This window comes from Allosphingosinicella sp. (genome assembly GCF_036402135.1).
Classification (GTDB): domain Bacteria; phylum Pseudomonadota; class Alphaproteobacteria; order Sphingomonadales; family Sphingomonadaceae; genus Allosphingosinicella.
The window spans coordinates 1-21,501 of sequence record NZ_DASWTN010000039.1; the positions used below are offsets into that span (position 1 = coordinate 1).

19 protein-coding genes are annotated in these 21,501 nt (G+C 65.1%); 11 read left to right on the forward strand and 8 right to left on the reverse strand.

Annotated features, from left to right (window positions below; all coding sequences use genetic code 11):
- The coding region (locus VGD10_RS11110) for an RsmB/NOP family class I SAM-dependent RNA methyltransferase (RefSeq protein ID WP_331040889.1) at positions 1-759 on the forward strand (759 nt) is incomplete at its 5' end.
- A 3-nt stretch (positions 760-762) separates the two neighbouring features.
- Here VGD10_RS11110 and VGD10_RS11115 read toward each other — a convergent pair.
- A complete protein-coding gene (locus tag VGD10_RS11115; protein WP_331040890.1) occupies positions 763-909 on the reverse strand; it encodes a hypothetical protein in 147 nt (48 codons plus the stop codon).
- Between the two features lie 138 nt (positions 910-1,047).
- On the opposite strand from VGD10_RS11115, the gene rpe reads away from it, so the two are divergent.
- Genes rpe through VGD10_RS11135 form a run of 4 tightly spaced genes read left to right on the forward strand, consistent with a single transcriptional unit; the run spans position 1,048 to position 6,651 of the window.
- Entirely contained in the window at positions 1,048-1,710 is a 663-nt protein-coding gene (rpe, locus tag VGD10_RS11120) for a ribulose-phosphate 3-epimerase (RefSeq protein WP_331040891.1), read from the forward strand.
- Entirely contained in the window at positions 1,707-3,446 is a 1,740-nt protein-coding gene (locus VGD10_RS11125; RefSeq protein WP_331040892.1) for a heparinase II/III family protein, read from the forward strand. Before rpe ends, VGD10_RS11125 begins: the two co-directional genes overlap by 4 nt.
- 22 nt (positions 3,447-3,468) lie before the next feature.
- Positions 3,469-5,058, forward strand: coding sequence for a bifunctional phosphoribosylaminoimidazolecarboxamide formyltransferase/IMP cyclohydrolase (gene purH, locus VGD10_RS11130; protein ID WP_331040893.1), 1,590 nt, complete (start codon positions 3,469-3,471; stop codon positions 5,056-5,058).
- A 60-nt stretch (positions 5,059-5,118) separates the two neighbouring features.
- Complete coding sequence (locus VGD10_RS11135) at positions 5,119-6,651, forward strand: FAD-dependent oxidoreductase (protein ID WP_331040894.1); 1,533 nt, start codon at positions 5,119-5,121, stop codon at positions 6,649-6,651.
- Here the strand turns inward: VGD10_RS11135 and VGD10_RS11140 are convergent.
- Entirely contained in the window at positions 6,608-8,197 is a 1,590-nt protein-coding gene (locus VGD10_RS11140; RefSeq protein ID WP_331040895.1) for a lipopolysaccharide biosynthesis protein, read from the reverse strand. The two genes, VGD10_RS11135 and VGD10_RS11140, sit on opposite strands and share 44 nt — an antisense overlap.
- On the reverse strand, positions 8,194-10,965 hold the full coding sequence (polA, locus tag VGD10_RS11145) for a DNA polymerase I (RefSeq protein WP_331040896.1): 2,772 nt from the start codon (positions 10,963-10,965) through the stop codon (positions 8,194-8,196). Before polA ends, VGD10_RS11140 begins: the two co-directional genes overlap by 4 nt.
- An 86-nt stretch (positions 10,966-11,051) precedes the next feature.
- Between polA and VGD10_RS11150 the strand changes: the two genes are divergently transcribed.
- Positions 11,052-11,921, forward strand: a complete 870-nt coding sequence (locus tag VGD10_RS11150; protein WP_331040897.1) for an alpha/beta hydrolase — start codon at positions 11,052-11,054, stop codon at positions 11,919-11,921.
- Here VGD10_RS11150 and nadB read toward each other — a convergent pair.
- The 3 genes from nadB to VGD10_RS11165 are packed head-to-tail and all read right to left on the reverse strand — an operon-like array spanning position 11,918 to position 15,196.
- Positions 11,918-13,516, reverse strand: a complete 1,599-nt coding sequence (gene nadB / locus VGD10_RS11155; protein WP_331040898.1) for an L-aspartate oxidase — start codon at positions 13,514-13,516, stop codon at positions 11,918-11,920. The two genes, VGD10_RS11150 and nadB, sit on opposite strands and share 4 nt — an antisense overlap.
- On the reverse strand, positions 13,509-14,432 hold the full coding sequence (locus VGD10_RS11160) for an ABC transporter ATP-binding protein (protein ID WP_331040899.1): 924 nt from the start codon (positions 14,430-14,432) through the stop codon (positions 13,509-13,511). The genes nadB and VGD10_RS11160 overlap by 8 nt, the downstream gene beginning before the upstream one ends.
- A 47-nt stretch (positions 14,433-14,479) precedes the next feature.
- On the reverse strand, positions 14,480-15,196 hold the full coding sequence (locus tag VGD10_RS11165) for a hypothetical protein (protein ID WP_331040900.1): 717 nt from the start codon (positions 15,194-15,196) through the stop codon (positions 14,480-14,482).
- Between the two features lie 87 nt (positions 15,197-15,283).
- Here VGD10_RS11165 and VGD10_RS11170 point away from each other — a divergent pair, with 87 nt between their 5' ends.
- Positions 15,284-15,478: a zinc-finger domain-containing protein gene (locus tag VGD10_RS11170; protein ID WP_331040901.1), complete on the forward strand. Its 195-nt coding sequence runs from the start codon at positions 15,284-15,286 to the stop codon at positions 15,476-15,478.
- 10 nt (positions 15,479-15,488) lie between these two features.
- Here VGD10_RS11170 and VGD10_RS11175 read toward each other — a convergent pair whose 3' ends face one another.
- On the reverse strand, positions 15,489-15,944 hold the full coding sequence (locus VGD10_RS11175) for an NUDIX domain-containing protein (RefSeq protein WP_331040902.1): 456 nt from the start codon (positions 15,942-15,944) through the stop codon (positions 15,489-15,491).
- Between the two features lie 356 nt (positions 15,945-16,300).
- Here VGD10_RS11175 and acnA point away from each other — a divergent pair, with 356 nt between their 5' ends.
- The 3 genes from acnA to VGD10_RS11190 all read left to right on the forward strand — a co-directional run bounded on the left by acnA (position 16,301) and on the right by VGD10_RS11190 (position 19,713).
- Positions 16,301-18,985: an aconitate hydratase AcnA gene (acnA, locus tag VGD10_RS11180; protein WP_331040903.1), complete on the forward strand. Its 2,685-nt coding sequence runs from the start codon at positions 16,301-16,303 to the stop codon at positions 18,983-18,985.
- A 23-nt stretch (positions 18,986-19,008) separates the two neighbouring features.
- A complete protein-coding gene (locus VGD10_RS11185; RefSeq protein WP_414639526.1) occupies positions 19,009-19,245 on the forward strand; it encodes a CBU_0592 family membrane protein in 237 nt (78 codons plus the stop codon).
- Positions 19,246-19,311: 66 nt separating this feature from the next.
- The gene (locus tag VGD10_RS11190) at positions 19,312-19,713 is read left to right on the forward strand and encodes a hypothetical protein (protein ID WP_331040905.1); all 402 of its coding nucleotides are present in this window, start codon (positions 19,312-19,314) and stop codon (positions 19,711-19,713) included.
- Here the strand turns inward: VGD10_RS11190 and VGD10_RS11195 are convergent.
- Entirely contained in the window at positions 19,710-20,423 is a 714-nt protein-coding gene (locus tag VGD10_RS11195; protein ID WP_331040906.1) for a folate-binding protein, read from the reverse strand. The two genes, VGD10_RS11190 and VGD10_RS11195, sit on opposite strands and share 4 nt — an antisense overlap.
- A 35-nt stretch (positions 20,424-20,458) precedes the next feature.
- On the opposite strand from VGD10_RS11195, the gene pyrC reads away from it, so the two are divergent.
- Complete coding sequence (pyrC, locus tag VGD10_RS11200) at positions 20,459-21,499, forward strand: dihydroorotase (protein ID WP_331040907.1); 1,041 nt, start codon at positions 20,459-20,461, stop codon at positions 21,497-21,499.
- Positions 21,500-21,501: the final 2 nt, after the last annotated feature.

Sequence of the window (21,501 nt, forward strand, 5' to 3'; positions counted from 1 at the left end):
ATCTTCGCCGACGACGATCCCCCACCCGCCGATATGGATGGCGTCAGCCTGATGCCGCGCCACCTCCGCCTCGCACGCGGGCAGGCGATTGCCGGCCTCACCGGCTATGGCGAAGGCTGCTGGTGGGTGCAGGACATCTCCGCCTCGCTCGCCGCGCGGATGCTGGGCAGCGGCGAGGGAAAGACGGCGCTCGACCTTTGCGCCGCGCCCGGCGGCAAGACCATGCAGCTGGCGTCGGTGGGTTATGACGTCACCGCCGTGGATGTGTCGGAGGCGCGCCTTGCGCGCCTGTCCGAAAATCTCGCCCGCACGGGACTGAAGGCGGAGGTTGTCGCCGCCGACGTCATGAAGTGGCAGCCGGAGGAGCCGGTGGACGCCATCCTACTCGACGCGCCCTGCTCGGCCACCGGCATTTTCCGCCGTCACCCAGACGTGCTTCACCGCGTCCGCCCCAAGGCTATCAAGGAGCTGGCGGAAGGGCAAAAGGCGATGCTTGCCCGCGCGGCCGACTGGCTGAAGCCGGGCGGCACTTTCGTCTACTCCGTCTGCTCGCTCGAGCCGGAGGAAGGCGAGCAGGTTCTGGACGCCTTCCTGTCCAGCCGCAGCGACTATGCGCTCGACGTAATCCGGGCGGACGAGCTTCCGGCTGGGATTGCGCCCGACGTGGAGGGCCGAGTTCGCGTCCTTCCCGGCGCCTTTGCAGAGGAAGGCGGCGCCGACGGTTTCTTCATCGCGCGGCTCGTGCGCCGCGCAAACTGAAGATCAGCTGCGCCGCTTGGCGGTGAAATAGCCGAAACCGGCGCCGACTAGGCCGCCGATCAGCGGCCCGACGAACGGGACCGGAATGGCGATCACAGCGCCGATGGCGGCTGCGATGGCGGTGCGCTTCGCGACAGGGTCTTCCAGCATGTTTTCTCTCCTCAGCTGTATTATATAGGTATCACACCTGTTTGTCATCCCCTGAGACGCGGCGGAGCGAGTCGAATTAGCGGGGGATAACTCCGCCCCTTCCTTGTCGCGCGACTCGCGCTTCTGTAGGCTTTCCGCGTGCAGCAGCCCGTCCGCATCGCCCCTTCCATCCTCTCCGCCGATTTTGCGCGGCTGGGCGAGGAAGTGCGGGCGGTGGACGAAGCGGGTGCGGACTGGATCCACATCGATGTGATGGACGGTCATTTCGTGCCCAACCTGACCATCGGGCCAGGGGTCGTGAATGCGCTTCGGCCGCATACGTCGAAGCCTTTCGACGTCCACCTGATGATCTCTCCGGTCGATAATTTCCTGCAGGCCTTTGCCGAGGCGGGAGCGGATATCATCACCGTTCACCCCGAGGCGGGGCCGCATCTCCACCGCACGATCCAGGCGATAAAGGCGCTGGGCAAGAAGGCCGGCGTGTCGCTGAACCCCGCCACGCCCGCAAAAATGCTCGATTATGTGCTCGAGGAGATCGACCTCGTCCTCATCATGAGCGTCAATCCCGGTTTCGGCGGCCAGAGCTTCATCGACAGCCAGCTTCGCAAGATAGAGGCGGTCAGGAAGCAGATCGACAAGGTTGGCAAGCCGATTGACCTGGAAGTGGACGGCGGCATCGACGCCTCCACGTGCCAGCGCGCAATCGATGCGGGCGCGGATGTGCTGGTGGCGGGCACCGCGACCTTCCGAGGCGGACCGGAGCGCTATGCCGAGAATATCCGGGCCTTGCGCGGGCAATGAGCCTCCTCGAGCGGATCGATGCCCCGCATGCTGAGGCGGAGATCGAACCGGGCAAGCGGCTGATCCGCGGCGGCGACCGCGGCCTCTCCCTCTCCGAGCGCCTGTCCTATCGGCTTCATCGACTCAGCTGGGGCACGCCGCTCCACGCGCTGCGGCTGCGGGGGCGGCATCCGCTGAAGCTTCTCACCGTGCCGAAGGATCCGATTGCGGGCGACAAGGCCGCGGGCGAAGCGATCCTCAAGGGGCAGATCCTGCACGGCGGCCGCAGCATCGCTATCGACAGCATCGACTTCGCGGCGGGCAGCCTACCGCCTGCCCTTTCCGACTATCTGCAGAGCTTCGCCTGGCTCCGCGATCTTGCCGCCGCCGCGACGCGGGAGCGGGGCGCGCCGGTTGCCGAGAAGATGGTACGCAAATGGCTCGACCAGTGCGGCGAGGCGGTGGCGGAACGGAGCTGGCGCGGCGACCTCTGGGGCCGCCGCATCTTCTTCTGGACGGCCTACGCGCCCTACATCCTGTCGACGCGCGATCTCGTCTACCGCTCGCGAGTGCTGAACGGCCTTGCCCGGGGCTCGCGTCACATCGATCGGGGTGCGGACAAGGCGCCGCCGGGCCTGAAGCGCATCACCGCCTGGTCGGGCGTCATCGCCTCGGCGCTCGTCATCCAGGGTGGCCCGGCCCGGCTTTCGAAAGGCGAGGCGGGCATCGCGCGGGCTCTTGCCGAGACTTGTCACGAAGATGGCGGCCTGATCAGCCGCTCGCCTGCCGAGCAGCTCGCGCTCGTCGAGCTTTTGGGGCAGCTTCGCGCCGTCTATTACGCTGCCCGTGCGGAGGTGCCCGAAGCGATCATGGGTGCACTGGAACGCGGCACTGCGGCCCTGCTTGGAGCGACGCTTGGCGACGGTGCGCTGGGGAACTGGCAGGGCGGCAACATGCTTTCCGCCCGGCGTGTTTCGGCGGCGGTCGAAGGAACGGGGCTCAATGTGCGCCCGCTGCGCGGCGCGCAAGGCTGGGGCTATCAGCAGCTCGCCGCACGCAAAACCGTTCTGCTGTTCGACGCCGCGCCGCCTCCGCCTGCGCGTGCGATACGGGGCGGCTGCGCCTCGACGCTGGCTTTCGAGATGAGCGACGGCGCGCATCGCCTGATCGTCAATTGCGGCGGCGCGGGCGAGGCGGCGGGCGCGCTTCCCGCCCAGATCGCCGAGGCGCTCCGCAGCACCGCCGCCCATTCGACCCTCACGTTGGCCGACCGCAATTCCACCGCCGTTCATGAGGACGGAACGCTCGGCAAGGGCGTGTCGGAAGTGGAGCTTTTCCGCGACGACACGGCCGGGGTTTCGCGCGTCGAGGGGAGCCATGACGGCTATGTTCGCCGCTTCGGGCTCGTTCACCGGCGGAAGCTGCAGCTCAGCGCCGACGGACTGGAGGTGACGGGCGAGGATTTGCTGGAGCCGAAGGGTCGCAGGCGACGCGGCGAAGCGCCGGTTTTCGTGATCCGCTTCCATCTGGCGCCCGGGGTCGAGGTCACCAGCACCGCTGATGGACAGGGGGCGCTGCTTCGCATTAGGGGCGGTGCGGGCTGGCGTTTCCGCTGCCGCGGCGGGATCTTCTCGATCGAGGAGAGCCTCTGGATCGACGGGGAGGGACAGCCGCACCGGACGCACCAGCTCGTCATTTCCGGCGAGGCAGGGGCCGACGGCGCGTCGGCGCAATGGTCGCTGAAGCGGGCCGGCTGAAACGAAAGCAACAGGATTGAAGATGGATCAGGTGAAGATCGCCCGCGCATTGTTGTCCGTTTCCGACAAGACAGGGCTGACGGAGCTGGGCCAGGCGCTCGCTCGGCACGGTGTGGAACTTGTGTCGACGGGTGGCACCGCCAAGGCGCTGCGCGATGCCGGGCTCCAGGTTAGCGACATTTCCGACCTTACAGGCTTTCCGGAGATGATGGACGGGCGGGTGAAGACGCTTCATCCGAAGGTTCATGGCGGCCTCCTCGCCGTCCGTGACAATGAAGAGCATGCCAGCGCGATGGAGGCGCATGGCATCGGTGCGATCGATCTCGTCGTGGTCAACCTCTACCCCTTCGCCCAGACCGTCGCCAAAGGGGCGGACCGGGACGAGATTATCGAGAATATCGACATCGGCGGCCCGTCGATGGTCCGCTCGGCCGCGAAGAACCACGCCTTTGTCGCCATCGTCACCGATCCCGGCGACTATGCCGAGCTGATTGCAGCGCTCGATGAGAATGGCGGCGCGACCAGCCTCGATTTCCGCAAGCGCCTGGCCGCGAAGGCGTTCGCCGCGACGGCCGCCTATGACAGCATGATCGCCTCCTGGTTCGCCTTTGCGGACCAGCAGCAGCTTTTCCCCGACATGCTGCCGGTGATCATGAACCGGGGGGAAGAGCTCCGCTATGGCGAAAACCCGCACCAGAAGGCGGCGCTCTACCTCCCCGCTGGCCCGCACAGCCGCGGCATCGCGCAGGCGCGGCAGGTGCAGGGGAAGGAACTCAGCTACAACAATTACAACGATGCCGACGCGGCGCTGGAGCTGGTGTCGGAGTTCAGGGACGAAGACGCCGCCTGCGTCATCGTAAAGCATGCCAATCCCTGCGGCGTCGCGGTCGGCTCCGGCTTGCTCGAAGCCTATGAGGCGGCGTTCGCCTGCGACACGGTGTCGGCCTTTGGCGGCATCATCGCCGTGAACCGGCCGCTGTCCCGCGATGCGGCGGAAGCGATGACCCAGATCTTCACCGAGGTGGTGATCGCGCCCGATGCGGACGAGGACGCGCTTGCCGTCTTCGCAAAGAAGAAGAACCTCCGCCTGCTCCTGACCGGCGACCTCCCGGACCCAGCGCGCGGCGGCCTCACGCTGAAGTCGATCGCCGGCGGCTATCTCGTGCAGTCGCCGGACAATCGCCGCATCGGGCGCGGCGACCTCAAGGTGGTGACGAAGCGGCAGCCGACCGAGCGGGAGCTTGCCGACTGCCTCTTCGCCTGGACCGTCGCGAAGCATGTGAAGTCGAACGCCATCGTCTATGCCAGGGACGGCTCGACCGCAGGCGTAGGCGCCGGGCAGATGAACCGGCTTGAAAGCGCCCGCATCGCCGCCTGGAAGGCAAAGGATGCGGCGGAGAAAGCCGGCTGGAATGAGCCGCGCACGATCGGCTCCGCCGTGGCATCGGATGCCTTCTTCCCGTTCGCCGATGGCCTTCTCGCGGCAGTCGAGGCGGGCGCGACCGCGGTGATCCAGCCCGGCGGGTCGATCCGGGACGACGAAGTCATCGCCGCGGCCGACGAAGCGGGCCTCGCCATGGTCTTCACCGGAATGCGCCACTTCCGCCACTAGGCGCGGAACCGCCGCCGCCGAACGTCGGTTGCCGCTCCATCAGCAAATGGAGAGGCGAAGATGAACGTCGGCGACGAACGAAGCGTGTCTTACTGGATGGAGATGGCGCCGGTCATCGACGCACCCGCGCTCGAACAGGATGAAACCTGCGACGTCGTCGTCATCGGCTCCGGCATTGCCGGGCTTTCCACGGCTTACGAGCTGTCCCGCTTCGGCCGGTCGGTGATCGTCATCGACCGCGGCGGCATCGGCAACGGCATGACCGCCCGGACGACCGCGCATCTCGCGACCGAGCTGGACGATTTCTATTCCGAGCTGATCCGGGTCCGCGGCGAGGACGAGGCGCGGCTTTACTATGACAGCCAGGTCGCCGCCGTGAACCGGATCGAGGCGATCTGCCGCGACGAAGGTATCGATGCCGATTTCGCCCGCGTCGACGGGTTTCTCTTCCCCGCCGAGGAGGATCACAAGAAGGACCTTGAGGAGGAATATCAGGCCTGCCGCGCCATCGGAGTCGATGTCGAATGGGCGGAACGCGCGCCTGTCCCCGGGCTCGACACCGGCATGGCGCTCCGTTTCCCGAACCAAGGGCGGTTCCACCCGACCAAATATTTGGCCGGCCTCGCCCGGGCGATCGAGAAGAATGGCGGGCGGCTCTATGCCAACACTGTCCATGTCTCCGACAAGGAAGTAGACGGCGGCGTTGAGATCACCACCGAGCGCGGGCCGGTGATCCGCGCAAAGGTGGCGGTCTTCGCCACCAATTCGCCGACCAACGACAAGGTCGCGATTCACACCAAGCAGCTTCCCGATCGCACCTATGTGGTGGCCGGCCGGGTGCCGAAGGGATCGGTGCCGGACGCACTCGTCTGGGATACGCTTGAGGCCTATCACTACATTCGCATCCAGCCACTCAGCGGCACCGAGGATCTGCTGATCGTCGGCGGCGAGGATCACCGTTCAGGCGAGGAGCCGGAGATCGAGAAAAGGCTCACCGACCTCGAGGACTGGACCCGCAACCGTTATCCGAGCTTCACCCGAGCGGACTACCGCTGGTCGGGACAGGTGCTGGAGCCGATCGACTTCATGCCTTTCTCGGGCCGCAACCCCGGCTCCACCAACATCTATGTCCATACCGGCGATTCCGGGCAGGGCATCACCAACGGCGTTGCCGGGAGCCTGACCATCGCGCCGCTTATCCTGGGTGAGGACAGCCGCTGGGCGCCGGTGCTCGACCCGAGCCGCAAGTCCGCAACCTCCACCACCTCGGTCGGCGAGTTCGTCCGTGGGCAGGCCGGGGCGGTGAAGAACCTCGCGGAGCATCTCGGCGGCGGCGAAATCTCTTCGGTGGACGAGCTTCAGCCGGGCCAAGGTGCGCTGATGCGGAAGGGGCTGCACAAGATCGCAGTCTACAAGGACGAAGCCGGAGTCGTGACCCAGCGCTCCGCCGCCTGCACCCATATGGGCTGCATCGTGCATTGGAATGGCTTCGAGAAATGCTGGGATTGCCCCTGCCACGGATCGCAATTCGCGCCCGATGGCGAGGTTCTCAACGGCCCGGCGGTAAAGCCCCTGGCGGAGGTGGAAGAGTAGCCTCTTTCGGCTTCTTCATCTTGAACAGCACCCGGTCCTCGTCAGTGAAGCCCCACTTCCAGACGAAGATGCCGAAAGTGACGAGGATGAGCGGGATGCCGACGATCAGCTCCAGGAATTCGAGGCGCGGCGGAAGCAGCATCGTCATATAGCCGACGATGCCGGCCGCGGCGCCGGCCCAAATGAGTGGCCAGCGCCAGCCTTGCACCGGCGCGCCGAGCAATTTGCAGAGGAGCCGCGCCTTCAGCACGGACGACAGGCCAAGCGCCAGCACCAGCGCGATTGCCGGGCCGGCGGCGGCGAAGGTTTCCGGCAGGCGATCGGTACGAAGGCCAAGAAAGGCGACCAAGTCGGGCGGCACCCGAATGCCGCGGAGGGCGTAGATCAGGATGACGCTCAGCAAAGCCTGAACGCAGATGGTGAAGGCGGAGATCATCAGGTTCCGGTGCCGGGCGACATAGACCAAGGCGCCTTCGGAGACCGCGGCGGTGGCGGCAACCACTTCGGCGAAAAGCAGAAAGGCGAGCGCCGCCGTGCCGCCAATGAAGGCGGCGCCGACCAGGCCCATCACCGCCTCCCCCGGAATGCCGAGCGCAAGGCCGATCGCCGCCTGCGCCGCGATGATCCAGAAGCCCACCTGCCGCACCTGGTTCGCCACGGCCTTCTTGTCGCCTTCGGCAAGCTTCTGTGTGATGACGGGGCTTAGGATCGGATCGAAGCTGGTCTTCAATTTCTGTGGCAGCGAGGCGACCTGCTGCGCGACATAATAGATGCCGACGATCGCGGGCGAGAAGAACAAGCCGAGGATGGCGATGTCGATCCGGCGCGACGCCCATTCGATCGCATCCGCCGCGGCAAGCGGCGTGTTGCGCCGGGCAAGCGCCCAGAGCGCCACAGGCTGCGGCTTCCAGCCGTGCGGAATGCCGTAGGTCCGGTAGAGCGGCCAAAGCGCCGCGGCGAAGGCAGCCAGCATTGCGATGACATAGGAGATGATCAGGCCGTCGCGTGACGATACAAAGGAGAGCAGAAAGGCGGCGATGCTGATCGTCCAAGGCTCGACGATCGCGCGAGAGGTGACGGTCGCCTTGATATTGTGCCGGTAGGCGAGCGCGGCCAGCGCGATTTCGGTGCCGGCGATGGCAAAGACGATCAACGGCAGCAGCCATTCGAGGCCGCGCACATTGCTGTTCGGGAACATCGCCTGCGGGAAGATGGCGAGGAGGATCGTGGCCACCGCCGACGCGGCGAAGGCGACCAGCATGCCGTCCCAGATCACGCAAACATGCGGCTTATCCGTCTGCGAAAGCTGCTGGGCGAGCCCGCGCTTGAGGCCGAGGGTCGCGATCTGCGCCGCGAATTCGACGATCAGGATCGCGTAGGCGAACCGCCCAAGCGCCTCCGCACCATAGATGCGCCCGGCGATGAACAGGAAGGGAAGCCGCGCCGCGAGCCGCAGCAGGAAGCCGAGGAAGTTGGTCCGTCCGCCGCGTGCGAGCGCAGCGATATCGTCGCCGCCGGCCTCGCCGGGTCGGGCGGCATCGCTCAATGCGCAGCGCCCCAATTGGGGCCGGTGCCGATATCGACGCCGAGCGGAACCGTGAGCTTTACATAGGGCTCCGCCGCCCGCTCCATGACGTTCCGGATGACGGCGCTTGCCTGCTCCACATCGGCCTCCGGGACTTCGAACACCAGCTCGTCGTGAACCTGCATCAGCATGCGGACGGCGCCCAGCGCTTCCCGCTCCAGCGCAGGGCACATGCGCGCCATCGCGCGCTTGATGATGTCGGCGCTGGTGCCCTGGATCGGCGCGTTGACGGCGGCGCGTTCCGCCCCCTGCCGCTCATGCTGCACCTTGGACTTGAGGCCGGGGAAATGGGTCTTCCGCCCGAACAAGGTGGTCGTATAGCCGACCTCGCGAGCCCGGGTCAGCGTGTCGGCGATATAGTTGCTGATGCCGGGGAACCGCTCGAAATAACGGTCGATCATCGCCTGCGCTTCATCGGCCGTGATGCTGAGCCGCCCCGCCAACCCCCACCGCGAGATGCCGTAGAGGATCGCGAAATTGATCGTCTTGGCGCTTGCCCGCGTGTCGCGATTGATCTCGCCGAACAGTTCCTGCGCAGTCAGATTGTGGATGTCCGCGCCCTCGGAGAAGGCCTGCTTCAGCTGCGGCACGTCGGCCATATGGGCTGCGAGGCGAAGCTCGATCTGGCTGTAGTCGGCGGCGAGCATGACATAGCCGGGCTCCGCCACAAAGGCGTCGCGGATGCGGCGGCCGATCTCGGTCCGGATCGGGATGTTCTGGAGGTTGGGGTCGGTCGAGGACAGCCGCCCGGTCTGCGCGCCCGAGAGGCTGTAATAGGTGTGGACGCGCCCCGTCTCCTTGTTGATCTGCTCCTGCAGCGCGTCGGTATAGGTGGATTTCAGCTTGGTAAGCTGCCGCCATTCGAGCACCAAAGCGGCGATCGGCACGCCCTCCCGCGACAGCCGCTCCAGTTCGTTCACGTCCGTGGACCAGGTGCCGGACTTTCCCTTGCGGCCGCCCTTCAGGCCCATCTGGTTGAACAGCACGTCGCCCAGTTGCTGGGGGCTGCCGATCGTGAACTTGCACCCGGCCTCGCCGCAGATCCGATCCTCCAGTTCGGTGATCTGGGCGGAGAATTCGGCGGAAAGCCGCGAAAGCTCGTCCCGGTCGACCTTGACGCCTTCCCGCTCCATGCGGGCGATGACCGGCACAAGCGGCCGATCCACCATCTCATAGACCCGCGTCGCCCGCTCATGCGTCAGCCGGGTGCGAAAGCGGTTCCAGAGGCGCAGAGTGACGTCGGCATCCTCGGCGGCATATTCGGTGGCGCGATCCAGCGGCACCTTGTCGAAGCTGATCTGCTTTTGCCCCGATCCGCACACCTCCTTGTAGGTGAGGCAGTCATGGTCGAGATGCTTCTTGGCGAGATCGTCCATCGCATGACTGTTGAGTCCGCCGGCATCGAGATCGAAGCTCATCACTAACGTGTCGTCGATCGGCGCCATCTTGATGCCGCGCCGGTCGAGCACGACCCAGTCGAACTTCAGATTATGGCCGATCTTGAGCGTCGCCGGGTCCTCCAGCAGCGGCTTCAGCTTGGCGAGCGCCACATCGGCGGGAATTTGCTCCGGTCGCTCCGAGAGCAAATCATGCCCCCCATGTTCTAGCGGGATGTAGCAGGCCTTGCCGCATTCCGTTGCAAGGCTGATGCCGACGAGCTTGGCATTAACGCAGTCGCGGCCGTCCGTTTCGGTATCGAGCGCCACCCGGCCGTTCGCGAACGCCTCCGCGATCCAGCGGTCGAGCGCCGCCTCGTCCGTCACCGTCTCATAGGCTGAGCGGTCGATCTTCGGCTCCGGCCGCACTTCCCGCTGGATCGGCGTCTGCGCCGGCGAGGTCGAAGGGGCGGCGGCGGAGGAAGCGCCGTTGAGCTTGTTGATGAGCGAGCGGAAGCCCTGATCCTCCAGGAATTCGCGGAGCGGCGCGTCCGGAATGCCCTTCATTTCCAGACCTTCGAGCGGCTCCGGAAGCGGCGCATCGCAGACCAGTTCGACCAGCTTTCGCGAGAGCCGCGCCGATTCCGCATGCTCGGTAAGGTTCTGCTTCAGCTTCGGCTTCTTGATCTCATCGAGGTGCGAAAGAACCCCTTCGACGCTGCCATATTGCTGGATCAGCTGCGAGGCGGTCTTGGGGCCGACGCCGGGCACACCGGGAACATTGTCGACGCTGTCGCCCATCAGCGCCAGCACTTCGCCGAGCTGCTCGGGACCGACGCCGAACTTCTCGACCACATAGTCGCGGTCGATGCGGCGGTCGTTCATCGTGTCGAGCATGTCGAGCCCGGGCTCGATCAGCTGCATCAGATCCTTGTCGCTGCTGACGATGGTGACCTTCCACCCCTCCTTCAGCGCCGCCTTCGAATAGCAGGCGATGATGTCGTCCGCCTCCAGCCCGTCTTCCTCGATGCAGGGCACCGAAAAGGCTCGGGTGGCGTCGCGGATCAGCGGGAATTGGGGGACGAGGTCGGGCGGCGGCGGGGGGCGGTGCGCCTTATAGTCGCCGTACATCTCGTTCCGGAACGTCTTGGCCGACGCGTCGAATATCACCGCAAGGTGGGTCGGACCGTCCGCTTTCTGCAGGCTTTCCGCAAGCTTCCAGAGCATGGTCGTATAGCCGTAGACGGCGCCGACATTGAGGCCGTGGCGGTTGGTGAGCGGCGGCAGGCGGTGATAGGCCCGGAAGATATAGCTCGAGCCGTCGACGAGATAGAGATGATTGGCTGCGGTCACGATTCACGGGCTGTAGCAAGCGTATCTCGGCTTGGCGACAGGGCGTGTAAGCTGAGGTTCAAGCCGATTAGGCTACAGGTCCGGTCATGAGAAACAGGCTGATCCTCTTCGCCGCTGCCGCTCTTGCCGTTCTCCCCGCGCAGATAGCCGGGCGGCAGCAGACGCAGGCGCCTGCCGTAAAGGTGGCGGCGCCGAAGCCGTTCAGCTCCGACCGCATCTCCGTGGTCGTGCAGGGGAGCGGGCGGGACGTGATCCTGATCCCAGGCCTGACCGCCTCCCGCGACATGTGGCGGTCCACGGTCGCGGCCGTTCCCGGCTACCGATACCATCTCGTGCAGGTGAACGGCTTTGCCGGACATGCGGCGCGCGGCAACGCCTCCGGCCCGGTGGTTGATCCGGTGGCGAAGGAGATCGCCCGCTACATCGCCGAACAGCGGCTACAGAGGCCGGCACTCATCGGCCATTCCATGGGCGGCACGCTCGCCATGATGGTTGCGGCGCGTCAGCCGCAGGCCGTCGGCAAGGTGATGGTGGTAGACATGCTTCCCCGGCCTGCGGGCATGTTCGGCGGCGGCCTGTCTCTGTTCGGAGGCATTGCCGAACGGCTGGCCGCCACTCCGGAAGGCCGGCGGGCGCTCGGCAATCTCATCGGCCGTTTCGGTGCCGACGATCCCCACAAAATAAGTGACTCCGACGTGGTTGCGCGCGCGACGCACGACCTCGGCCGCACCGACCTTACCGCCGAACTGCCGCGTATCATCGCCCCCATGACGGTCCTCTTTGCCACGCCCGGAGCCGACACCCGCGAACATGCGCTTGCGGTCGAAGACTATCGCCATGGCTATTCTGGCGCCCGGACGGCCAGGCTCCGGCCGATCCCGCGGAGCGGTCACATGATCATATACGATCAGCCCGCCCGCTTCCGCGCCGAAGTGAAGCAGTTCCTCGGCGGCTAGCCTTCCGGCGTCAGAACCGTGTCCACCGCTTCCGGCAGCATGTCCGGATAGTCGAGCGTATAGTGGAGCCCCCGGCTCTCCTTCCGCTCAAGCGCCGAGCGAACGATCAGGCTTGAGACTTCCACCAGGTTGCGGAGCTCAATGAGGTCAGGTGTGACGCGGAAATTGCCGTAATATTCCTCGGTTTCCTGCCGCAGCAGGTTTACGCGGTTGAGGGCGCGTTCGAGCCGCTTGGTTGTGCGGACGATGCCGACATAGTCCCACATGAAGCGGCGGATCTCGCGCCAATTATGGTGGACGACGACCTCCTCGTCCGAATGGGTCACGCGGCTTTCGTCCCAGGCCCGGATCGGCGGCGGAGGCGGCAGGTCCGCCCAGCTGCCGTTGATGTGCCGCCCCGCCGCAAGCCCGAAGACGAGGCATTCCAGCACCGAGTTCGAGGCAAGGCGGTTGGCGCCGTGCAGACCCGACTGAGTCACCTCGCCCGCCGCATAGAGACCGCGAAGGTCGGTCCGGCCGTCGAGGTCTGCCACGACACCGCCGCATGTATAATGGGCAGCCGGCACCACCGGGATCGGCTCACGCGTGATGTCGATGCCGATGTCGGGCTTGGCCAGCCGCTCAGCAATGGTTGGAAAGTGGGAGAGGATGAAGTCCGGCTCGCGGTGGCTGATGTCCAGATGGACATAGTCGAGGCCGAGCCTTTTCAGCTCATGGTCGATCGCGCGGGCGACGATGTCGCGCGGTGCCAGTTCCTCGCGCGAGTCGAAACGCTTCATGAAGCGCCGCCCCGTCGTCGGGATCTTCAGCTTCCCGCCCTCGCCGCGCATCGCTTCCGTGATGAGGAAGTTCTTGACCTCCGAGTTGTAGAGGCAGGTCGGGTGGAACTGATTGAATTCCATATTGGAGACGCGGCAGCCGGCGCGCCAGGCCATGGCGATGCCGTCGCCGGTCGAGCCGCGCGGGTTGGTAGAATAGAGCCAGGCCCGGCTCGCTCCCCCGGTGGCGAGGATGGTGGCGCGGGCGGTGAACAATTCCACCCGGTGCGTCTCGCGGTTGACGGCATAGACGCCCCACACCCGGCGCTCGGCCGAACCGTCCTTGGCATGCTTGCCCGTGACTAGGTCTATCGCGACCATGTTTGGCACGAGCGTGATGTTCGGATGCTCGGAGGCCGCCTTTTCGAACGCCTGCTGCACGGCCCAGCCGGTCGCATCGGCGACATGGACGATGCGGCGGTGGCTGTGGCCTCCTTCGCGCGTCAGATGCCAGCGGTCGGTTTCCCCCCGGTTAAATGGGACGCCGAGCTCGGCCAGCCGCTCGACTGCGGCGGGAGCATTCTCGACCACGAATTCGACGGCCTTGCGGTCGTTGAGGCCCGCACCGGCGACCATCGTGTCTTCGATATGACTTTCGAACGTGTCGCCCACGTCGAGCACGGCGGCGATCCCGCCCTGCGCCCAGGCAGTGGAGCCGCCGGAAATCTCGCCCTTGGCAAGCACGGCGACGCGAAGCTTCGGATCGATCTCCAGCGCCGCGGTAAGTCCCGCCGCGCCCGATCCGATCACGATCACGTCATAAGCGTGATCAGCCATTGGCCGCGCGGGTGAGGTTCAGGAACACGTCCTCAAGGTCCGCCTCCCGCGTCGAGACATCGACAATACCGAGTCCCTCCCGCTGGAGCGCCGAGAGCACCTCGCCGGCATTCACCTTGTCCTTGCGGTAGGTGATGGCGAGGGTCCGCTCACCCTTCACCTCGATCTTCTCGAAACAGATATTCTCCGGCGCCTGCGTCAAGTCACGGTCCACCGTCACCTCGACCGCCTTTTCCTGCGCCATGGCGAGCAGCGACCGCGTCGGCTCGTTGGCGATAAGGCGGCCGTGGTTGATGATCGCGATGCGGTCGCAGAGCTCCTCGGCCTCCTCCAGATAATGGGTAGTCAGGACGATGGTGACGCCTTCGTCGTTCAATTGCCGCACATAGGTCCAGAGCTGCTGGCGAAGCTCGATATCGACGCCTGCGGTTGGCTCGTCGAGGACGAGGATCGGCGGCGAATGGACCATCGCCTTGGCGACGAGCAGCCGCCTTTTCATGCCTCCTGAAAGCGTGCGTGAATAGGCGCCGGCTTTATCCTCCAAATGGACGGCGCGGAGCAGCTCCATCGTTCGCCGCTGCGCCTTCGGCACGCCGTAGAGGCCCGCCTGCTGGTCCAGAGTTTCAGCCGGCGTAAAGAAGGGATCGAACAGGATTTCCTGCGGCACGATGCCGATGGAGGCCTTGGCATTGCGCGGGTGCTTTTCGATGTCGAAGCCCCAGATTTCCGCAGTCCCACCTGATTTATTGACCAGCCCCGCCAGGATGTTGATCAAAGTCGACTTGCCGGCGCCGTTCGGTCCCAGAAGCCCAAAAATCTGCCCGCGCGGCACATCGAGGCTGACCCCGTCCAGCGCGCGCTTCCCGCCCGCATAAGTTTTCTCAAGGTCGCGGATCGAGATGGCGGCGTCAGGCATGGGCGCCCGTGTAGTGCGTTTCGAACCGCGACGGAAGCAGCCCGTCGTCAGCTAGAGGTTAGGAGCCGGCCCAGGACAACGGCGTCGGACGGCGGATTGGCGAACAGCTCTTCGACACTATGGCCCCTACCTTCGATTAGATAGGCCACCATCAGGTGATAGCGGCGATAAAGACCGCTTCGGCGCGGATCGAGGCGATTGTCGTCCGCCTGAAGCAAGCGCCTATTCTCCTCGAAATCGAAGTCGCCGCCTTTGCCGATGAGGTCGGCATAACCTTCGGTCAGCCAATCGGGATAGCGATATTTCATCAGGCGGCCGAACGTCCGCGACTCAATGATGTGCGTCGCTTCATGCGCAACGAAGTAGGAAAGTGGGCGCACCTCTGCGTCGGAGAGCACGCCCCCCGGTGGGATCAGGCGGTTCGAGGCCACATCGGCTTCGCGAAGATAGATGTTCCGGCTGAGCACCGTATCGGCCGAGCCTCCGACCGCCGTGCTGCGGGCGAAGATCCAAAGCCGCCATGCATCGTTGCAAATGAACAGCCGGAATTCCTCATCCGGGTCGTAAAGTTTGGATGTGCGCAACCTGCGGACCGCATCGTTCAGCACGCGCGTCATGGCCGGGTCGATCGGCCGGTCGGACCAGACGCGAAATTGGTCGTGGCTCATCGAGTAACCGAAAAGCGGCTGCGGAAATAAGAGGAGGGCGAGAACGAGCGACCCCAGCAACAGGCCGCCAAAAATGATTGTCTTCAGCCTTCTCATTGCCGCACCCCTGAGCGCTGCATGTCCGAACGGCAAGGCGGCAGAGGCGATTGCCTGCCAATGTGGCGGTTGCTAGAGGCGCCTTCCATGACCGACGATCCCTTCGTTCCCGAAATCAGCTATGTGACGACGCCCCGCGTCGCCTGCGACGGCGCCGCCGACATCTCGCCCGCGCTCGGCCATCCCCGCGTCTTCCTGCAGATCGACGAGAAGGGCTATGTCGAATGCGGCTATTGCGACAAGCGCTTCGTCCTGAAGGGCGGGCCTGCTAATAACGCCTAAGCAGCGACGCCTACCACCTACGCTCCCGCGGACGTGAGCCGCGATACTCCTCGATCCGTCGAAGTGTAGCGGGAGAGGCATCGGTCGGCAGTGCATCGATCGGGAAAAAGCACGCTTCCTTCACTTCCCGGCCGTCCGGCCGCGGCTCCCCTGACGCCTTCGCTTCGAACAGGTAGATCGTATCGCGCAGGCCCTCAGCCGTATTGAAATGCTCGGCTATCGGAACCATTCCAAGCACCTCCAGCCCCACTTCTTCCTGCACTTCCCGGACCGCGGCGGCCTCAGGCGCCTCCCACCTATGGACCCCGCCGCCGGGTAGAAGAAACAGATGCGACGCACCGTAGCTGTTGCGGATGAGTAGGATTTCGCCCCGCTCGTTGAACAGCATGACTTTGACGCCACGCGTACGTAGCCGAAGCAGTCGGAATGCTTGTCTCTTGATGCGGTGGAGCAGCTGGATCAGCATCTGTCGCCCTTATAGCGGGTACCACCTACGATAACAGGGTGGCGCAACGACATCGTCCGGTGCCCCACAATAGGCAGTTCGGGGCTGCGATGATGGCGCGTTTGGCTTGGATATGCGGCAAACGAGACTTTCATGACCTGCTGCGCTTCGACCAGCTACCGTAGCTCGATCACTTGCTCACCAGCCGCGAGAAGCTGCTACACACGTCCATCTCTCTTCCAGCCATTGCGCACCGAAGATTTCTCATTGGACGTTTTGTCAGAGTTTGCTGACGCTCCCCCACCTTGCTAAGGCCCGCGCCAACAATGTCGGGCCGTACCTCGCCCGGCTCAAAGTACACTTTGAGACGAGGATTTATGACAAACGTAGGAAACAACGCCCTCAACACCCGCTCGACGTTGCAGGTAGGCGGCAAATCCTACGCTTATTATAGTCTCGCCAAGGCCGCCGCCGCGCTTGGCGACGTGTCGCGGCTCCCCTTCTCCATGAAGGTGCTGCTCGAAAATCTGCTTCGCTTCGAAGACGGGGTGACAGTCGTCCGCGACGACATCCAGGCTTTGGTCGATTGGCAGAAGGAGCGTTCCTCCACCCGGGAGATCCAGTACCGGCCGGCCCGCGTCCTGATGCAGGATTTCACCGGCGTCCCCTGCGTCGTCGATCTCGCCGCGATGCGCGATGCGATCACGAAGCTCGGCGGCGACCCTAAGAAGATCAATCCGCAGGTCCCCGTCCACCTCGTCATCGATCACAGCGTCATGGTCGACGAATTCGGCACGCCCAAGGCGTTCGAGCGCAACGTCGAGCTCGAATATGAGCGCAACATGGAACGCTACCAGTTCCTGAAATGGGGCCAGACCGCGTTCGACAATTTCAAGGTCGTGCCGCCGGGCACCGGCATCTGCCACCAGGTGAACCTCGAGCACATCGCCGGCGCCGTCTGGTCGTCCGCCGATGCGAGCGGAGAAACCGTGGCCTATCCCGACACGCTCGTCGGCACGGACAGCCACACGACGATGGTGAACGGCCTCGGCGTGCTCGGCTGGGGCGTCGGCGGGATCGAGGCGGAGGCGGCGATGCTCGGTCAGCCCGTCTCCATGCTCATCCCCGAAGTGGTCGGCTTCAAGCTCACCGGCGCGCTTGCCGAAGGGATCACCGCAACCGACCTCGTCCTCACCGTCACGCAGATGCTTCGGAAGAAGGGCGTGGTCGGCCGCTTCGTCGAATTCTACGGCCCCGGCGTCTCCGCTCTGCCCGTCGCCGACCGTGCGACCATCGCCAACATGGCGCCCGAATATGGCGCGACCTGCGGCTTCTTCGGAATCGACGGCAAGACGCTCGATTATCTCCGCCTCACCGGCCGTTCGGAGGAGCAGATCGCGCTCGTCGAAGCCTATGCAAAGGAACAGGGCTTGTGGCTGCTGCCCGACATGGCGGACCCGGTCTTCACCGACACGCTCGAGCTCGACATGTCCACCGTCCAGCCCTCGCTTGCGGGGCCGAAGCGGCCGCAGGACAAGGTTCTGCTGTCCGACCTCGACGACGAATTCAAACAGGCGCTCGCCACCGAATATGACCGGAACGGCAATGCATCGGATCGCTATCCGGTGGACGGCGCCGGCCACGATCTCGGCCATGGCGACGTCGTCATCGCCGCGATCACCAGCTGCACCAACACCTCCAACCCGTCCGTGCTCGTCGCCGCGGGTCTCGTCGCGCGGAAGGCGCGAGAGAAGGGGCTGACCAGCAAGCCGTGGGTGAAGACCTCACTTGCGCCGGGAAGCCAGGTGGTGACCGATTATCTGACGCGGGCCGGCCTGACCGAGGATCTGAATGCCCTCGGCTTCGACCTGGTCGGCTATGGCTGCACCACCTGCATCGGCAATAGCGGGCCGCTGCCGGAGCCGATTTCCGCGGCGATCCACAAGAACGACCTCGTCGCCGCGTCCGTCCTCTCCGGAAACCGCAATTTCGAAGGCCGCGTGTCGCCGGACGTCCGCGCCAACTATCTCGCCTCGCCGCCGCTCGTCGTCGCTTATGCCGTGAAGGGCACCGTGGTCGAGGACATGGTGACGACGCCGATCGGCAAGGGCTCCGACGGCAGCGACGTCTATCTCCGCGACATCTGGCCGACGAACGAGGAAGTGCGGTCGCTGATCGACCAATATGTGAACGCGGACATGTTCAAGGCGCGCTACGCGGACGTCTACAAGGGCGACGACAAGTGGCGGGCGATCGACATTACGGGGGGCGATACCTACGCCTGGTCCGCCGGCTCCACCTACATCCAGAACCCGCCCTATTTCGAGGGCATGTCGATGACTCCGCGGCCGCTTGAGGACATCGCTAACGCGCGAGTCCTCGCCGTTTTCGGCGACAGCATCACCACCGACCACATCTCGCCCGCCGGCGCGATCAAGCTCGACTCACCCGCCGGGAAATACCTTGTGGATCATCAGGTTAGCCGCGCCGACTTCAACAGCTACGGCGCCCGCCGCGGCAATCACGAGGTCATGATGCGCGGAACCTTCGCCAACATCCGGATCCGCAACCAAATGACCCCCGGAATCGAGGGCGGAGTGACCCGCCACGTCGGCTCTGGAGAGGTCATGCCGATCTACGACGCGGCCATGCGCTACAAGGCGGAAGGCACGCCTTTGGTGGTCCTTGCCGGCAAGGAATATGGCACCGGCTCCTCCCGCGACTGGGCGGCCAAGGGCACCAACCTCCTCGGCGTCCGCGCCGTCATCGCCGAGACCTACGAGCGCATCCACCGCTCCAACCTCGTCGGGATGGGCGTCCTCCCGCTCCAGTTCGTGAACGGCGAAACGCGCGAAAGCCTGGGCCTCACCGGCGATGAAACCTTCACTGTCACTGGCGTTGCCGACCTGCAGCCGCGACAGGAGGTACAGGTTCAGGTCTCCCGCGCCGATGGCTCAAGCGCCAGCTTCACCGCCCGCGTCCGTATCGACACGCTGAACGAGCTGGAATATTTCCGCCACGGCGGCATCCTCCACTATGTGCTGAGGAACCTCGCCGCCTGAGCTGGACCGAACTTCTCGTCGAGATTTGCGGGTGGATGGGCGCATCGCTCATCCTCCTCGCCTATCTGCTGCTGACGCTCGGCAAGCTGACCGGTCAGTCCGTCACCTATCAGGCGATGAACGTCGTCGGTGCCGCCGGCTTCATCGTCAACGGCTGGTGGCACGGCGCCATCCCTTCTGCCGCGCTCAACGTGATTTGGATGCTGATCGGCGGCGTCGCGCTCTGGCGGATTTTGCAGCGGAGCCGCTCTCCCAACTGATCGTTTCGGTCACGCGACGTTCAGGCGGCTCATGTTACGAGGCCCACGACTCGCAAGGAGATGCATATGCGCCGCGCTCTGACACTGCTGATGGGAAGTGTGCTTCTATCCGTTTCGGCTCAGGCCGCGCCCACACCGGAAAGAAAGCTTGAGAGGGCCATCGAGGGCCGCGTTGCCGGCGAGCCGGTCGACTGCATCAGTCTCCGGAACGTCTCGTCCAGTCAGGTCATCCCGGGTGTTGGCATCGTCTATGATTCGGGCCGCACGGTTTATGTGAACCGTCCCCGCAGCGGCGCGGAGTCCCTCAGCAATTGGGATATGCTGGTGACACGTACGCACAGCAATCATCTGTGCAGCACCGATGTGGTGGAGCTTCGCTCCCGTTCGACACCGCAGATGATGACTGGACTCGTCTTCCTGGGTGACTTTGTGCCTTACAGGAAGGTGCAGTCGGCAACGCGCAACTAGGCCTTTAAGGCCGAGCGCATCCAGTCCGGGATCACCGCCGCGCCGAGGTCGTCGATGCGGCGGTGTTCCACCGCCAGCCCAAGCTCCGGATAGTGGATGCGGGTGCGCTCACCGGGCGCGTCCGCTGGCACAACGACAAGGCGCCGATTGACCTTCTGCCGATAGTTCATGCGGGCGGTATTCTCCTGGCCGACATAGCAGCCCTTGGTGAAGCTGACGCCGCCGAGCTCCGCCGCATTGCATTCCAGCCAGAGCGTCTTGTCGGAGCCGAGCTCCGCCACGCCTTCGGCGACGCCGAGCGAGAGACGGTGCTTCAGCCAGCCTTCCGCCGCTTCACCGCAAGGGCCGAGCCAGCGGCGGCCGAGTTCGGGCAGGCGCGGATCGCGCGGTCCCTTTCCCTCCAGCGACCAGTGGACGCAGAGGCCTTCCTCGCGGGCGATGACGATCGGGCGGCGGAGCCGGTAGAGAGTGAGGCGCTTGGCCAGCGCGTCTGCTTGGCCCGCCTCGCAGTCCGCCAGCACGTCCTCCCCGTCCGCCCACAGGATGAAGTCGAACAGGGTTTTGCCCTGCGCGGTCAGCAGCCCGGCCCAGAGCGGCCGCTCCGGCGCGAGCAGAGAAACGTCGTTTGTGACGAGGCCCTGAAGGAAGCCGCGCGCGTCCTCGCCCGAAATGCGGAGGACGGCGCGGTCGGCAAGGGTGGTCCCAGGCATGACAAGCAGGTAGGGAGGCTTCGGCCCGAACGCAAATGACCGACCGCATCACCCTCCGCCGCCCTGACGACTGGCACGTGCATCTCCGCGACGGCGAGATGCTGAAGGCGATCGTCGGCTACACTGCCCGCCAGTTCGCGCGGGCGATCGTGATGCCGAACCTCGTGCCGCCGGTGACGACGGTCGCGGCGGCGGCCGCATATCGGCAGCGGATCTTGGATGCTCTTCCTACAGGGAGCGATTTCCAGCCGCTGATCACCTGCTACCTGACCGATGATGCCGACGCGGACGAGATTGCGCGCGGCCATGAGCAGGGCCGGTTTGTCGCCTGCAAGCTCTATCCCGCCAACGCCACCACCAACAGCGCGCATGGTGTGACCGACATCCGCAACATTCACCCGGTGCTGGAACGGATGCAGGAGATTGGCATGCCGCTGCTGATCCACGGCGAGGTCACCGATCCGGAGGTTGACGTATTCGACCGTGAGAAGGTGTTCATCGACCGCATCTTCAGTGACTTGGTGCGGGACTTCCCGGCGCTGAAGATGGTGTTCGAGCATATCACGACCGAAGATGCGGCGGAGTTCGTGCTCGCGTGCGGACGGAATGTGGCGGCGACCATCACGCCGCAGCATCTGATCATCAACCGCAACGCGATCTTCGCGGGTGGCATTCGGCCGCATGCTTATTGCCTGCCTGTCGCGAAGCGGGAGCGGCACCGGCTGGCGATCCGCCGCGCCGCGACCTCCGGCTCGTCCAAATTCTTCCTCGGCACCGACAGCGCGCCGCATGCGGTGGAGAAGAAGGAGGCGGCTTGCGGCTGTGCGGGCATCTTCAACGCCCCTTATGCGCTGGAAAGCTACGCCACCGTGTTCGAAGAGGAGGGAGCGCTGGACCGGCTGGAGGCGTTTGCGTCAGAGAATGGCCCGCTTTTCTATGGGCTACCGCTTAACGAAGGGCGGGTCGTGTTGGAGCGGGCGCAGGTGGAAGTCCCGGCGTCGCTACCCGCTGCAGGAACTTCGATCGTGCCGTTCCATGCGGGCGAGACATTGCGCTGGCGCCACTCCGGCGAGTGAAG

Coding starts and splice junctions, on each gene's coding strand:
- VGD10_RS11115 (WP_331040890.1), bottom strand. CDS start 909: ATGCTGGAAGACCCTGTCGCGAAGCGCACCGCCATCGCAGCCGCCATC.
- VGD10_RS11125 (WP_331040892.1), top strand. CDS start 1,707: ATGAGCCTCCTCGAGCGGATCGATGCCCCGCATGCTGAGGCGGAGATC.
- purH (WP_331040893.1), top strand. CDS start 3,469: ATGGATCAGGTGAAGATCGCCCGCGCATTGTTGTCCGTTTCCGACAAG.
- VGD10_RS11135 (WP_331040894.1), top strand. CDS start 5,119: ATGAACGTCGGCGACGAACGAAGCGTGTCTTACTGGATGGAGATGGCG.
- VGD10_RS11150 (WP_331040897.1), top strand. CDS start 11,052: ATGAGAAACAGGCTGATCCTCTTCGCCGCTGCCGCTCTTGCCGTTCTC.
- nadB (WP_331040898.1), bottom strand. CDS start 13,516: ATGGCTGATCACGCTTATGACGTGATCGTGATCGGATCGGGCGCGGCG.
- VGD10_RS11160 (WP_331040899.1), bottom strand. CDS start 14,432: ATGCCTGACGCCGCCATCTCGATCCGCGACCTTGAGAAAACTTATGCG.
- VGD10_RS11165 (WP_331040900.1), bottom strand. CDS start 15,196: ATGAGAAGGCTGAAGACAATCATTTTTGGCGGCCTGTTGCTGGGGTCG.
- VGD10_RS11170 (WP_331040901.1), top strand. CDS start 15,284: ATGACCGACGATCCCTTCGTTCCCGAAATCAGCTATGTGACGACGCCC.
- VGD10_RS11175 (WP_331040902.1), bottom strand. CDS start 15,944: ATGCTGATCCAGCTGCTCCACCGCATCAAGAGACAAGCATTCCGACTG.
- acnA (WP_331040903.1), top strand. CDS start 16,301: ATGACAAACGTAGGAAACAACGCCCTCAACACCCGCTCGACGTTGCAG.
- VGD10_RS11190 (WP_331040905.1), top strand. CDS start 19,312: ATGCGCCGCGCTCTGACACTGCTGATGGGAAGTGTGCTTCTATCCGTT.
- VGD10_RS11195 (WP_331040906.1), bottom strand. CDS start 20,423: ATGCCTGGGACCACCCTTGCCGACCGCGCCGTCCTCCGCATTTCGGGC.
- pyrC (WP_331040907.1), top strand. CDS start 20,459: ATGACCGACCGCATCACCCTCCGCCGCCCTGACGACTGGCACGTGCAT.